Raw genomic sequence first — 13964 nt, forward strand, 5'->3', positions numbered from 1 at the left:
CGGTCAATTATAAGGGGAAGTGCCGCGCGCGCCCCGTCCTGTCGAGAGCTTGCATGGCGCGCACGCGGCGGCGGCGCGGTTGAGCGGGTATTGCGAACACGTTGCGAACACGTTGCGCACATGTTGCGCGCCGCGAAGGACGCCGCGAAGGGCGGCATGACGGACGCGCCTTGACGATTCACCCGGGCACGCCGTTCAGGCCCGGATTCCGACCCGGATGGACGCACCGGTCCACGGACGGCAGCGCAGGCGGGCGGGATTTATAATGTCGTCCGGCTTTCCCGTTGCGCCGCCCCGCGCGCGCCTCACTCCTCGCTATTCCATGCCCGAACTGCTCGCGAATCTGAACCCCGAACAACACGCTGCCGTCACGCTGCCAAACGAACCGGCGCTCATTCTGGCCGGGGCGGGCAGCGGCAAGACGCGCGTGCTCATCACGCGCATCGCGTGGCTGATCCAGCAGGGTCTCGCCTCGCCGATGACCATTCTCGCCGTGACCTTCACGAACAAGGCCGCGCGCGAAATGATGAGCCGTCTGCAGGCCATGATGCCGATCGACACGCGCGGCATGTGGATCGGCACCTTTCACGGTCTCTGCAATCGCATGCTGCGCGCGCATTATCGCGACGCGGGCCTGCCGCAGACCTTCCAGATCCTCGATACGGCAGACCAGCTGTCGGCCATCAAGCGTCTGATGAAGGGCCTGAACATCGACGACGAGAAGTACCCGGCGAAGAACCTCCAGTACTTCATCAACAACGCGAAGGAGCAGGGTCTGCGTCCGAAGGACGTCGACGTCACCGACGACTTCAACCGCAAGTTCGTCGAGCTGTACGAGGCCTACGACCAGCAGTGCCAGCGCGAAGGCGTGGTCGATTTCGCCGAGCTGCTGCTGCGCTGCTACGAACTGCTGTCGTATAACGCGCCGCTGCGCGCGCATTACCAGAGCCGTTTCCGCGACATTCTCGTCGACGAGTTCCAGGACACCAACAAGCTCCAGTACGCGTGGCTCAAGCTGCTCGCGGGCCCGGGCAACGCGATCTTCGCGGTCGGCGACGACGACCAGTCGATCTACGCATTCCGTGGCGCGAACGTCGGCAACATGCGCGACTTCGAAGAGGAATTCCGCGTCAAGCATCTGATCAAGCTGGAGCAGAACTACCGCTCGCACGGCCATATTCTCGATGCGGCGAACCATCTGATCGCGCATAACTCGCGGCGTCTGGGCAAGAATCTGCGCACCGACGCGGGGCACGGCGAGCCGGTGCGCGTCTACGAGGCGGCCACCGATTCGCAGGAAGCAGGCTGGATCGTCGAAGAGATTCGCGCGCTCATCAACCAGGGGCTTGCGCGTCACGAAATCGCGATTCTGTATCGCAGCAACGCGCAGTCGCGCACGATCGAGCACACGCTCGTGAACGCCGGCGTGCCGTACAAGGTGTATGGCGGGCTGCGCTTCTTCGAGCGTCAGGAAGTGAAGCACGCGCTCGCGTATCTGCGCCTGATCGACAATCCGAACGACGACACCGCCTTCGCGCGCGTCGTGAACTTCCCGACGCGCGGCATCGGCGCGCGCTCGATCGAGCAACTGGCCGACGCGGCGCGTCTGTACAACTGCTCGATGGCCGCGGCGATTCCCTACGTCACGGGCAAGGCGGGCACGAGCCTCGGCGCGTTCGCCAATCTGGTCGCGAAGATGCGCGCCGAAACGGCGCAGATGAGCCTGCCGGAAACCGTCGAATACACGGTGCGCATGAGCGGTCTCGCCGAGTTCTATCAGAACGAGCGCGAAGGCCAGGACCGGCTGGAGAACTTGCAGGAACTCGTGACGGCGGCCACGGCCTTCGTCAGCGAAGAGGGCTACGGCATGGACACGCCGGCGCGCTCGATTCCGCTGCGTCCGGGCGCGAGCAAGGCGCCGGAACTGGTCTCGCAGGACGGCGAAATCGAAGTGCTCGACGCGGCCACGATCACCGATCCCGCGCAGAATCCCGACGTCATGACGCCGCTCGCGGGCTTCCTCTCGCACGCGTCGCTCGAAGCGGGCGACAACCAGGCGCAGGCGGGCCAGGATGCCGTTCAGCTGATGACGGTGCACGCGGCGAAGGGCCTGGAATTCACGGCGGTGTTCATCACCGGTCTCGAAGAGGGCCTGTTCCCGCACGAGAACAGCGCGATGGAAGCCGACGGTCTGGAAGAAGAGCGCCGCCTGATGTACGTGGCGATCACGCGCGCGAAGGAGCGGCTGTATATCTCGTTCGCGCAGAGCCGTCTGCTGCACGGCCAGACGCGCTACAACGTGCGCTCGCGCTTCTTCGACGAGCTGCCGCAGGAGTCGCTCAAGTGGCTCACGCCGAAGGTCGAGGCGGGCGCGCGTTGGGGCGGCCGCTCGGATAACGCGGGCTGGGGCCGCGACTGGTTCTCGCGCGGCGGAAATGGGAGCGGCGGCAATGGTGGCGGCTCGCGCGATCGCGACGCCTACGTGGCCGACAAGACGCCGCTGCCGTCCTACGCGAACGAACAGCGCGCCGCCGAGTCGGGTTTCCGCGTCGGTCAGGCCGTGTTCCACACCAAGTTCGGCGAGGGTGCGATCATCGCGCTCGAAGGCAGCGGCACCGATGCCAAGGCGCAAGTCCGCTTCAAGCGCCACGGCGAGAAGTGGCTCGCGCTGGCGGTGGCCAAGCTCCAGGCCGTCGACTGACGCACACGCCAAAGCGTAAAAAACGGGCGTGCCACGGCGCACGCCCATCACGCCTTTTCCGGAAGATTCCGACGATGAACACCACTTCCCGTCCGCTCGGCGTGCTCGCCGCGCTGCCCCAGGAACTCGGCGACCTGATCGCCGCCATGCAGGCCGAATCGGGCGTCGTCACGCGCACCTTCGGCAAGCGCGATTACCACCTCGGCACCGTGCACGGCGCGCCGTGCGTCGTCACGCTGGCGCGCGTCGGCAAGGTGGCGGCGGCGGCCACGACGAGCGCGCTGATCCACGCGTTCGATGTCGATGCGATCGTGTTTACCGGCGTGGCGGGCGGCGTGGGCGAGAACGTGCACGTGGGCGACGTGGTGGTCGGCGAAACGCTGCTCCAGCACGACATGAACGCCGAGCCGCTGTTTCCGCGTCACGAGATTCCGCTGCTCGCGCGCTCGCGTTTCGACGCCGACCGCGCGCTCGCCGATGCGCTGGCCGCCGCGTGCGAGCGCTTCATCGCGGAAGAGGGCGACGCGCTGTCGGCGCAGTTCGGCGCCGCGCTGCCGCGCCTCGCGAACGCGCGGCCGGGCGTGCATCGCGGCCTCGTGATCAGCGGCGATCAGTTCGTGGCGAGCGCCGCCGCCGTGGGCGCGTTGCGCGCGCTGCTGCCCGACGCGCTGGCGGTGGAAATGGAAGGCGCCGCGATCGCCCAGGTCTGCCACGAATACGACGTGCCGTGCGCGATCGTGCGCACCATCTCCGACACCGCCGACGAACACGCGAGCACGTCGTTTTCGTCGTTTCTCGCCGATATCGCCGGCACCTACTCGACCGGCATTCTCAAGCGTTTTCTCGCGGCCTACACCCCGGTCGCGCGCTGATTTTCAGCGACCTTGGCGTTCGCCTGCGGCGTTGACCGCCTCGCGAATCTGCTGGAGCGCCGACGCATCTTCGATCGTCGGCAGATCGCCGGGCTCGCGGCCTTCCGCGAGCGCCGCGATCGCGCGGCGCAGCAGCTTGCCCGAGCGCGTCTTCGGCAGCATCGAGACGAAATGCACGCGCGCGGGCCGGCCGATCGCGCCGAGCTGGCGGTCCACCGTCGTCGCGATGGCCGTGGCGAGCTTGTCCGCAGCTTTCGGGTCGGCCGCCGCCGCGGCGTCGCGCAACACCACGAAGGCGAGCGCGGCCTGGCCCTTCACCGCATCGTTGACGCCGACCACGGCTACTTCAGCCACCGCGGCGTGCGACGAGATCGCTTCTTCGATCTCGCGCGTGCCGAGCCGATGCCCGGCCACGTTGATGACGTCGTCGGTGCGCCCGAGGATCGTCACGTAGCCGTTTTCATCCTGCATGCCCCAGTCGAAGGTCGAATACACCTGCTGGCCGGGCACGCTTTCCCAGTACGTTTTCACGAAGCGCGCGTCGTCGCCCCAGACCGTCTGCATGCAGCCGGGCGGCAGCGGATAACCGAGGGTGATGACGCCTTTTTGGCCGCTCGCGCAGGGCTCGCCGGTGTGCTCGTCGCGCAGCACGAGGTCGTAGCCATAGCAGGGCACGCCCGGCGAACCGAGCTTCTGCGGCAGCGCTTCCACGCCGCCCTGGTTCGCCAGCATCGGCCAGCCGGTTTCGGTCTGCCAGTAGTTGTCGACGACCGGTTTGCCGAGCGCGTCCGAAATCCAGGTGGCGGTCGGTTCGTCGAGCGGTTCGCCCGCGAGAAAGAGCGTGCGCAGGCTCGACAGATCGGCGGCGTGCAGCAGCGCCGGGTCCTGCTTCTTGAGCACGCGGATCGCCGTGGGCGCGGTGAACATCAGGTTGATCTTGTGCTGTTCGACGAGCCGCCACCAGATGCCGCCGTCGGGGCGGATCGGCGTGCCTTCGTACATCACCGTGGTCATGCCCGCGAGCAAGGGCGCGTAGATGATGTAGCTGTGGCCTACGACCCAGCCGATGTCCGAGGCGGTGAACATCGTATCGCCCGGGCGGCCCTCGAAGATGTAGTCCATCGACGCCGCGAGCGCGACCGCGTAGCCGCCCACGTCGCGCTGCACGCCCTTCGGTTTGCCCGTGGTGCCGGAGGTGTAGAGGATGTACGAGGGCTCGTTCGATTCGAGCCATTCACACGGTATGCGGGCGTCGTAAAACTGCTCGCGCAACGGCTCGTAGTGGACCAGATAGGGCGCGTCGAGGCGTTCGGGTGCGAGCTGGCGGTCGATCAGCAACACGTGCGGCGGCGCGTGTGCCGCGCGCGACATCGCTTCGTCGACGAGCGGCGCGTAGTCGATCACCTTGCCGCCGCGCGCGCCGGCGTCGGCGCTCACGAGCAGCATGGGCTTCGCGTCGTCGATGCGGGCGGCGAGACTCGGCGCCGCGAAGCCGCCGAACACGACCGAATGGATCGCGCCCAGCCGCGCGCAGGCCAGCATGGCGAACACGGCCTCGGGAATCATCGGCAGATAGATCAGCACGCGGTCGCCGCGCTTGACGCCCAGCGAGCGCATCACGGCGGCCATGCGGTTCACTTCGGCGTGCAGGTCGGCGTAGGTGTAGCGCCGCTCGATGCCGGTTTCCGTCGAGACGTAGACCAGCGCGTTCTGCTGCGCGCGCGAGGCGAGATGGCGATCGACGGCGTTGAAGCACAGGTTCGTGCGCCCGCCTGTGAACCAGCGCGCGAAGGGCGGATTCGAGCGGTCTAGCACGGCGTCGAAGGGCGTTTCCCAGTGGACGCGCGCGGCTTCGCGGCGCCAGAAGGCGTCGGGCTGTTCGATCGACTCGCGGTGAAAATCGCGGTAACGGCGCATGAGGTGTTTCCTCCCGTGCGATGGGGCGCGGACTGCCGGAACTGGCCCTGGAGTGTCGAGCATAGTGCAGTGCAATGCGAGCGGGCAACGCGGGTTGACCCGTGGGCGCGGCGCGGATCCGGCGGGCGTGGCGGCGATGTGGCGGCGATGTGGCGAAAGCGGCCCGCGCGTTCGCCCGCGTCAGGCGATTTCGTCGGCGCAGCCGGCGCGCTCCGCGCGATGTTCGGTGCGATGTTCGGCGGCCTCGGTCGCCGCGAGCGGCTGGGGGCGCGCATGCCAGCGCCGCAGCCAGCGGCAGGCGGCCGCGACGGCCGGATCGAGCTGGGCGCGCACGGCGTCGTGGAGATCCGCGCCATATTCGGCATGCGCTTGCGGCTGCACGCCGATCAGCACCAGTTCGCGCGGATAGCGGCCCTTGAGCTGCGCGCAGGCGAGCGCATCGGCGAAATCCATCTGGTGCAGATTCACGGCGTGCGTGCGCAGGTGCGCCGTGGCGTCGTCGCCCGCGCGCGCGCACAGCGTGCCGGGCGGCTGGCCAAAATCGGCGGCATTGAACACGATCATGCGCTGCGCCGACTCCACGAGCGGCAGGAGCGCGCGGCCCTGCGTGCCGCCATCGACGCACTCGACATGTGGCGCGCACTGCCACGCCGATCTGAGCCGTTCGAGCGCGCGCACGCCGAAGCCCGCGTCGCCCCATTGCACATTGCCGATTCCGAGCACGACGATGCGCCCCGGCGTGAGCGCGCGCGCCGTCGTTTCCGACAGCGCCGCATGGCCGGACGCAAAGATAAAAGGAAGGTGCTCGGAGAGAAAACCCACGCTGGCAATCCGATCTAGGACGTAAAAATAAGAATAGTCCTAGGTGCAGCCGGTTTTGGGTTTGATGACCGTCAATGACGCGGAGATTTGGACTGTTTCTGAGACAATTTTTTCAAGCCCGAATGGTCGGCCGTCGGCCAATGCCTGGAATCTGGCAAGAACTGTTATGCGAACTTCAGGTGCGCGCGTCCATGCGCACCACGAAAAAGAGCGCCCGAAGGCGCTCTTTTTCGTGTCCCGTGCTCGCGGGCGTCGGCGGACCGGCTGGCCGCGCGACGCTAGCGCGCACGTTCGGCGCTTGCTCAGGCGCCGGGCTTCACGACCACCGTGCAGGTCGTGCCGGCCGCGAGCACCATGCCGTCGGGCACCTTGTCGATGTGGATGCGCACCGGCACGCGCTGCGCAAGGCGCACCCAGTTGAAGGTCGGATTCACGTCGGCGAGCAGTTCGCGGCTTTGCGGATTGTCGCGGTCGTAGATGCCGCGCGAGATGCTTTCCACGTGACCTTCGAGCGTGCCGCCGCTCATCAGTTTGATCTCGGCCTTGTTGCCCACCTTCACGTGCGGCAGCTTGGTTTCCTCGAAGTAGCCGTAGACCCAGAACGAGTGGCTGTCGACCACGGCGAGCTTCGCCTGGCCCGCGATCGCGTAGTCGCCCTTGAACACCTGCAGATTGGTGATGTAGCCGTCGACCGGCGAGATCACGCGCGTGCGTTCGAGGTTGAGCTTGGCGGCGTCGAGGGCGGCGATCGCCTGCTGATACTGCGCCTGCGCCGAATTCGCGGTGTGCGAGGCGTTTTCGCGGTTTTCCTGCGAGACCACGAGGCTGTCCATGTCGGCGCGGCGGCGGGCGTCGTCGAGCTTCATGGTCAGCTCGGCCTTGCGCGCGGCCACGGCGGCCTCGGCCTGCTCGACGGCGATCTGATAGTGCGACGGGTCGATCTGCATCAGCAGGTCGCCCTTGTGCACGAACTGGTTGTCCTTCACGGGCAGCTCGACCACCGCGCCTGAGACGTCGGGCGCGATGTTCACCACTTCGGCGCGCACGCGGCCGTCGCGCGTCCAGGGTTCGTCCATGTAGTGGACCCACAGCGCGCGGCCCACGAGGATGGCGATGACGAAGATGATCGCCGTCGCGATAAAGCCAATGATATTTCTGATAGTCATGATTCTACGTAGCCGGTTCAACGATAGACGGCGAGTCCGAGCACGCAGCACACGACTACGAGCAGACTCACGCGAAACAGGGACGGGTGCCACACGAGACGGTAGAGGCCGGTGCGGGCCAGCACGGAATCGAGCACCCAGGTGATCGCCGCGCCCAGGATGAAGAGCAGGACGATCGCCGGAATGTAGGCGTCGAGAAACGCAACGTCACGAGGCATGATGGGCTCCTTGCGCATTGCCGGAAGTGGGGGCCGCGCCGTTCTGGCTGAACGGCGCGAGCGGCGATTGCGGATCGATCAGCGCGGTGCGGATGAAATGCAGATGGCTGAGGATGCGCTGCACCGGATGGCGTTCCTCGCGCGGCGCTTCGTCGTTGAGCACGCGTTCGAGCAGATCGCGGCAGGCGGCGATGGCGCCTTCGTTCGCGGCGAGCGCGGCGGCGTAACGCTGCGCGCCCGGCTGGTCGAACAGCGCGCTCAGGTTCTTGAGCGTCGCGTCGACGTGGCCGCGCCAGGCCGTGTCCTTCGCGAAGCGCGGATGCGCGGGCAGCGCGGCCAGATCCTCGCGCAGATCGATCGCGGCGTTGCCGGTTTCGAGCGTCGCGAACATCCAGCGCAGCGTCTCCTGGCGGAACGCCTGATCGTTGCCCGCGAGCGCGCTGAGCTGGAACATCAGGTCGCGCGTGCCGCTTTCGAAGCGGTTGCGCAGACCCGCAAGGCCGGTCAGCCGCGCGCGGCACGCATGCACCACCTGGCCGCGCAGATTCGCGAGCAGACGGTTGCGCAGCCACGGCGTCGACGGCGGCAGCAGCACCGCGAACGCGGCGGCCGAGACGACCATCGAAAGACACAGCGCGAGCGCATCGTTGATATAGCCGGTCGGGTTGTACTGCACCACGTTGTCCGGGCCCGCGAGGAAGCACAGGAAGATGCAGTAGCCCATGCCGTAGCCCGCGTAGGCCGGACGCGTCGTCAGGAACACGCCGAAGGCGAGCGCGGGCGCGAGCGCGACGCACAGCATCGGAAAGCCGTCGATGTGCGGGAACACGCCGAAGGTCAGGATCATGCCGACGAGCGACGCGAGCATCGTGCCGCCCGCCATCTGGCTCGCCATGCGCGCGGGCTGCGGCGAGGCCGAGGCGAGCGCGCAGGTGGCGGCGGCGTTGAGCACGAGGTTCGTGCCGCTCGGCCAGGCCGTGGCGATCCAGAACGCGCCCAGCAGACCCATCACGATCGCGGCGCGCACGCCGTGCACGCCCGCCGCGACGAGGTTGGTCTTGGGCACGTAGCGCGCGATCCACTTTTCGCGTGCGTGAGTGTCGACGGCGAGCGAGGCGTAGGTCGCCGTGTACTCGTTCATCTCGTGCACGAAGCGGTAGAACAGCTCGGTGGCCGTGTCGAAGTCGAGCAGATCGGACGGCGCGTGCACCTCGCCGATGGCGCGCGCCGCGGCTTGCGCGGCTTCGAGCTGCGCGCGCGTGTCGCGCACGCGTTTGGGCAGCGTCGCGCGATACGCTTCGAGCTGCGCGGCCACATGCACCGCGTCGGCGGCCTTGAGCACGGGCTCGCCCGCCTTGTCGAACAGCGGCGCGATCTCGCGGAAATACGGTTCGAGCGCCTCGACGGTCGCGAGCTTGCCTTCGTCGCGCAGACGGTTCATCAGCTGATGCAGCGCGTGAAAGCGCGTCGAGGCCGACATGAACTCGGTGTTCATGCGCGCGAGACGTCCGGCGCGCATGCGCGAATCGGGCGATTCGAACACGGCGGTGCTGCGGCTCGCCTCGAAGCCGACGATGTCGGCCACGAAGCGCGCGTTGGTCGCCTCGATCTGCGAACGGTCCACGCGGCCGCCCAGCGACGCCGACACGTAATCGACGAACGACGAGAAGCGGCGGCGCACCGTCGAGCGCAGCAGCTCGCCGGTGTAGCGCGGGAACACCACGGCGCTCACGAAGCCCGAGGCGAGAATGCCGAGCGAGATCTCGGCCACGCGCGTCATCGCCGACATGAAGGCGCCGTCGGGATGCTGCGAGGCCGGAATGCCGATCAGCGCGGCCGTGTAACCCGCGAGCACGAAGCCGTACGAGCGGAAGTTGCGGTTGCGCGCCGCGCCCGCCGTGCAGATGCCGACCCACAGCGCCGTGCTGGCGATGAAGAGTTCGGGCTGCTGCGCGAACAGGCCGATCAGCGCGAGCATCACGACGAGGCCGACCAGCGTGCCGCAGATCCGGTAGAAGCTCTTGGCGAACACCGCGCCGCTTTGCGGCTGCATGACGATGAAGACCGTCGTCATGGCCGTGCGCGGCGAGGGCAGGTCGAGCTTCATCGCGATGCCGAGCGCGAGCAGCGCCGCGGCGATCGCCTTGAACAGATAGAGCCAGACGAGGCCGTCGGTGTTCGCCCAGTCGGCGAACGCCTTCACGACGCTCTGGCCGTCCCGCGCGGAAGTGGGTGAGGAGGCTTGCATGGACGTGCGCCTCAGTTCGCCGGGCTTGCCGCCGGGTTCGCCGCCGGGGTCGCCGACGTGGCCGCGCCCGCGGTGCTATCCGCGCTGTCGGCATTCTCGCCGCCGGACTTCGGCGCGAGCAGCGCGGCCGGCATCAGCGGGATCGAGCGCGTCTTCTTGCCGTGCGCGGGCAATTGCTCGGCCTGCGTCGGGCCCTTCGCGGAAGGATCGTTCGATGCGTCGACCACGCCGCCGCCCAGCGCCGTCACGAGCGTCGCGTGCGCGCCCAGACGTTCGGCCTGAATGCGCGCCACGCCTTCCTGCGCACGCAGCAGCTGCGATTGCGCGATCAGCACGTTCAGATAGTCGGTCAGACCGCGGCGATAGCCTTCCTGCGAGAGGTCGTAGTTGCGCTGCGCGGCCGCGACCGAGCGATGCGCGTCTTCTTCCTGGGTCGCCAGCGAGCGCATGCGCACGACCTGGTCGGCGATTTCCTTGAGCGCGGTGACGATCGTCTGGTTGTACTGATCGACCGCAAAGTCGTATTCCGCCGACTGCGCGCCGAGTTGCGCGCGCAGGCGTCCGCCGTCGAAAATCGGCAGTGACAACGCGGGACCGGCCGCGTAGCTGCCGCTCATCGACTTGAGGAACTGGAATAGCGGGCCGGCGGCGGCATAGCCGCCCATCGACACCAGCAGGTTCACGTTCGGATAGAAGTCCGCCTTCGCCACGTCGATGCCGCGCGCCTGGGCGGCGACGGTCCAGCGCGCCGCCACGACATCCGGGCGATGGCCGATCAGCTCCGCCGGCAGCGCCGAGGGCAGGCCGGCCGGCGCCGACAGCACGAGCGCCGGACGCGTGATGGATTCGCCCGCGCCCGGACCCTTGCCCGCGAGCGCCGCGAGCTGGTTCTTGCCGAGCGCGATCGATTCTTCCAGCGCGTCGATCTGGCGTTCGTACTCGGGCAGCGGCGTTTCGGCCTGGCTCACTTCGAGCTGGGTGCCGATACCGCCCTTCAGGCGGCGCTGCGCGAGCGCGAGAATTTTCTGCTGTTCGCCGAGCGTCTGCTTCGCGATGTCGAGCAGCGCGTAGTTCATCGACATTTCGATGTAGGCGCGCGTGACGTTCGCTTCGAGTTCGAGCTGTGCGGCGCGCGCGTCGGCGGCCGTGGCGTGCGCCATGTCGAGCGCGCGCTCGGCGTTGTTCTTGTCCTGACCCCAGAGATCGAGGTGATAGGACAGGCCGAGCGAGGCCGTGTTGTTCCACGTATTCGAGTTCGCGAGCGAGCCGGGACCGTAGTAGATATTGTCCGACCAGTGCTGGCGCTGCACCGACATACTGCCGTTGATTTGCGGCAGCAGGCCGGCCTGGGCGACGCCCGCCATCGCGCGCGCTTCGCGAACGCGTGCCTGCGCGCCCGAGAGCGTCGGATTGCCCGCGATCGAGGCTTCGATCCAGGCATTGAGCTGCGGGTCGTTATAGGCGCGCCACCAGTCGCTGGCGGGCCATTGCGCGTCGGTATTGGCGGCGCGGATAGCCGTGCCCGCGTCCAGATCGGCCGCTTCCACGTGTTTCGCTTGCGGTGCGATTCCCCCGGTACTGGCGCAGCCCGCGATTATCAACGAGAACGTAAGAACCGTGAGTGCGGCGAGTCCTTTCGGTACCGGTGACTGCACGTTTTACTCCTTAACTTGGCTATAGATCACTGTGCGTCATTATATTTTTTGCTCGATTGGCGAATAACTGGTAAGGATGCAAGGCATTTTTACGGGATGTGAGATAATAGATTTTACGAAACGTGTAACAATTCGTCCGTCAGATAGAGGATTGGTATGGATACGCTTCAAAACATGCGGGTATTCGTGCGGGTGGTCGAAGCCGGCAGCTTCACCGGCGCGGCTCAGCACCTGAATACGACGACGGCGTACGCGTCGCGCGCGGTCTCCGATCTGGAGGCGCATCTGCGCACGCGTCTGCTGAACCGCACGACGCGCCGCATCGCGCTCACCGAGGCTGGCGAGCGTTATCTGCAACGTTGCGAGCAGATCCTGGCGTACGTCGATCAGGCGGAAGCCGAGGCCGGCGACGCGCATGCGCGTCCGTCGGGCAAGCTCAAGGTCCATGCCATGACGAGCTTCGGCCAGCACTATGTGGTGCCGGCGGTGGGGCAGTATCAACAGATGTATCCGGACGTGCAGGTGGAGCTGACGCTCGCGCAGCGCATGCCGGACCTGCTCGACGAGGGCTACGACGTCGCGCTCGTGCTGGCGACCGATCTGCCCGATTCGGGTTTCGTCTCGCAGCGGCTGACGAGCGCGTTCAGCATTGCGTGCGCATCGCCCGCCTATCTGGAGCGGCGCGGCGTGCCGCAAAAGCCCGCCGATCTCGTCAACCATACCTGTCTGCAACTCGTGACGCCGGTGTTTCCGGTGTCGCAATGGCAGTTCAGCGGCCCGAACGGCAACGAGACGATCGATCTGGGCGCGGCGCCCACGTTCCAGGTGAACGTGGCCGAGGCGCTGGCCGTGGCGGTGAGCGAGGGCATGGGCGTGGGGCTGCTGCCGATTTATTCGGCGATCAGCGGTCTGCGCAGCGGCGAACTCGTCTGGATCCTGCCCGAGTACACCTCGCAGGAGATGAACGTCTACGCGATGTATCCGTCGCGCCAGTATCTCGATGCGAAGATCCGCACATGGGTCGAGCTGCTGCGCGAAAAGCTGCCGACGACGCTCGCCGAGGATCAGGCCGAACTGCGTCGTTTCGCGCGCACCTGAGTGAATACCTGAACGCGCAGGGCGCCGGCCCGGCCGTTTTTGGGGCGGACCGTGACACGCTGTTACAGGATCGGGTTCTCGCAACACTTGCTTACGCACGGCCGCGGGGCGGCTTGGTAAGGTAGCGGGACTGAAACGTCAATTCGCCAGAACCCGAGGATTTCCATGGATACGCATCTGATGATCGGCATCGCCGTGATGATGGGCCTGATCGGCATCGCCGCATCGCGCGACCTGCTGCGCATGCGCCGCGCGCAGCTCCAGCCCGTCGCCCTGCGCGTGCAGCGCCCGGTTGATCGTTCGCGGCCGCTGCGCTGATTGTCGCGATCAAGCGCGATTTAGCGCGATCGAGCCCAATTTAGCGCGCGCCAGCTTTCCTTGCCTCACCGAGCCGGCTCCGTTCGCGAGCCGGCTGCCATGAAGCGGCAACGCTTCGTCTGACTTAAATTTCCACGACCTTGTCCCACGCGAAGGCCGGATTCTCCGGCAGGCCCGTGCGCCGGTCGCGATAACCGCGCGGATTGCACACCACGCGCGTGCCGCCGACCGTGTAGTCGAAGCACGTATGCGTGTGGCCGTGCACCCAGAGTGCGGCGGGCGCACCCACCAGCGCGCCGAGATCGCTCACGAATCCCGCCGACACCGGATCGGTCGCATAACGCGCCGCCAGGCTCTGCCGATGCGGCGCGTGGTGCGTCACCACGATCGTCTTGCCCGCAAACGGCTTCGCCAGTTCCGCCTCCAGCCACGCGCGCGAGCGAGCATGCAGCGCGAGCGAATCCGCGGGCGTGAAATCGCGCGCGCCCGCTTGCGGACTGTCCGGCCAGGACACCTGAATCAAACCCTTGAAATCGAGCATCACGCGCAGCGCCGCCGCGATGGCGGCCTCGCGCGCAGCGTCGCTCGCGCCGAACAGCGCGAAGTCGGCCCACAGCGTCGTGCCGAGCACGCGATAGCGGCCCTGCGGATCGACATAGACGCCGTTGTTCAGGAAGTGGACGTTGTCGAGCGTCGCGGCGGCGTCGCGCATCGCCGCTTCGAGCGCGCCGAGTTCGCCGTCGTAATACTCGTGATTGCCCGGCACGTAGATCACCGGCACGTCCGCGTCGAAGGTCTCGGCGGCCCAGCGCAGCCCGAGCCCGTGATTGTGGATGTCGCCCGCGAGCACGACGAGGTCGGCGTCGGCGTGCGGGATCAGGTCCGGCTCGTCGTTTTCCAGATGCAGATCGGACAGCACGCGAACTTTCACATCGGCTCCTTGCGCGTT

Annotated in this window: 11 protein-coding genes; 4 read left to right on the forward strand and 7 right to left on the reverse strand. The window is 67.2% G+C overall.

What is annotated here, in order from left to right; translation table 11 throughout:
- The first annotated feature begins 322 nt into the window (after nt 1–322).
- On the forward strand, nt 323–2701 hold the full coding sequence (locus tag G5S35_RS05265; RefSeq protein ID WP_074987441.1) for a UvrD-helicase domain-containing protein: 2379 nt from the start codon (nt 323–325) through the stop codon (nt 2699–2701).
- Nucleotides 2702–2775: 74 nt separating this feature from the next.
- Nucleotides 2776–3573 (forward strand): 5'-methylthioadenosine/adenosylhomocysteine nucleosidase, encoded by a 798-nt coding sequence (locus G5S35_RS05270; protein WP_074987440.1) that lies wholly within the window; start codon nt 2776–2778, stop codon nt 3571–3573.
- Nucleotides 3574–3576: 3 nt separating this feature from the next.
- Here G5S35_RS05270 and G5S35_RS05275 read toward each other — a convergent pair whose 3' ends face one another.
- The 6 genes from G5S35_RS05275 to G5S35_RS05300 form a co-directional block, all read right to left on the reverse strand.
- Nucleotides 3577–5490: a propionate--CoA ligase gene (locus G5S35_RS05275; RefSeq protein ID WP_110329542.1), complete on the reverse strand. Its 1914-nt coding sequence runs from the start codon at nt 5488–5490 to the stop codon at nt 3577–3579.
- 180 nt (nt 5491–5670) lie between these two features.
- On the reverse strand, nt 5671–6312 hold the full coding sequence (locus G5S35_RS05280) for a HyaD/HybD family hydrogenase maturation endopeptidase (RefSeq protein ID WP_231957815.1): 642 nt from the start codon (nt 6310–6312) through the stop codon (nt 5671–5673).
- Nucleotides 6313–6614: 302 nt separating this feature from the next.
- The gene (locus G5S35_RS05285) at nt 6615–7478 is read right to left on the reverse strand and encodes an efflux RND transporter periplasmic adaptor subunit (RefSeq protein WP_065065866.1); all 864 of its coding nucleotides are present in this window, start codon (nt 7476–7478) and stop codon (nt 6615–6617) included.
- Between the two features lie 17 nt (nt 7479–7495).
- Entirely contained in the window at nt 7496–7699 is a 204-nt protein-coding gene (locus G5S35_RS05290; protein WP_173816805.1) for a DUF1656 domain-containing protein, read from the reverse strand.
- On the reverse strand, nt 7686–9944 hold the full coding sequence (locus G5S35_RS05295; RefSeq protein WP_176081964.1) for an FUSC family protein: 2259 nt from the start codon (nt 9942–9944) through the stop codon (nt 7686–7688). The genes G5S35_RS05290 and G5S35_RS05295 overlap by 14 nt, the downstream gene beginning before the upstream one ends.
- 11 nt (nt 9945–9955) lie before the next feature.
- A complete protein-coding gene (locus G5S35_RS05300) occupies nt 9956–11599 on the reverse strand; it encodes an efflux transporter outer membrane subunit (protein WP_110329540.1) in 1644 nt (547 codons plus the stop codon).
- Between the two features lie 156 nt (nt 11600–11755).
- Between G5S35_RS05300 and G5S35_RS05305 the strand changes: the two genes are divergently transcribed.
- The gene (locus tag G5S35_RS05305) at nt 11756–12697 is read left to right on the forward strand and encodes a LysR family transcriptional regulator (protein ID WP_065065862.1); all 942 of its coding nucleotides are present in this window, start codon (nt 11756–11758) and stop codon (nt 12695–12697) included.
- A 165-nt stretch (nt 12698–12862) separates the two neighbouring features.
- Nucleotides 12863–13015, forward strand: coding sequence for a hypothetical protein (locus tag G5S35_RS05310; RefSeq protein ID WP_167371430.1), 153 nt, complete (start codon nt 12863–12865; stop codon nt 13013–13015).
- Between the two features lie 124 nt (nt 13016–13139).
- On the opposite strand, the gene G5S35_RS05315 is transcribed toward G5S35_RS05310, so the two are convergent.
- Nucleotides 13140–13946 carry a metallophosphoesterase gene (locus G5S35_RS05315; RefSeq protein WP_110329539.1) on the reverse strand — a complete coding sequence of 269 codons (807 nt, stop codon included), beginning with the start codon at nt 13944–13946 and terminating at the stop codon, nt 13140–13142.
- Nucleotides 13947–13964: the final 18 nt, after the last annotated feature.

The organism is Paraburkholderia tropica (assembly GCF_014171495.1).
GTDB classification, from domain to species: Bacteria; Pseudomonadota; Gammaproteobacteria; order Burkholderiales; family Burkholderiaceae; genus Paraburkholderia; species Paraburkholderia tropica.

What these genes read in the sequence shown, in the direction of transcription:
- G5S35_RS05265 (WP_074987441.1), top strand. Translation starts at nt 323, where the DNA reads ATGCCCGAACTGCTCGCGAATCTGAACCCCGAACAACACGCTGCCGTC.
- G5S35_RS05295 (WP_176081964.1), bottom strand. Translation starts at nt 9,944, where the DNA reads ATGCAAGCCTCCTCACCCACTTCCGCGCGGGACGGCCAGAGCGTCGTG.
- G5S35_RS05310 (WP_167371430.1), top strand. Translation starts at nt 12,863, where the DNA reads ATGGATACGCATCTGATGATCGGCATCGCCGTGATGATGGGCCTGATC.
- G5S35_RS05305 (WP_065065862.1), top strand. Translation starts at nt 11,756, where the DNA reads ATGGATACGCTTCAAAACATGCGGGTATTCGTGCGGGTGGTCGAAGCC.
- G5S35_RS05275 (WP_110329542.1), bottom strand. Translation starts at nt 5,490, where the DNA reads ATGCGCCGTTACCGCGATTTTCACCGCGAGTCGATCGAACAGCCCGAC.
- G5S35_RS05270 (WP_074987440.1), top strand. Translation starts at nt 2,776, where the DNA reads ATGAACACCACTTCCCGTCCGCTCGGCGTGCTCGCCGCGCTGCCCCAG.
- G5S35_RS05285 (WP_065065866.1), bottom strand. Translation starts at nt 7,478, where the DNA reads ATGACTATCAGAAATATCATTGGCTTTATCGCGACGGCGATCATCTTC.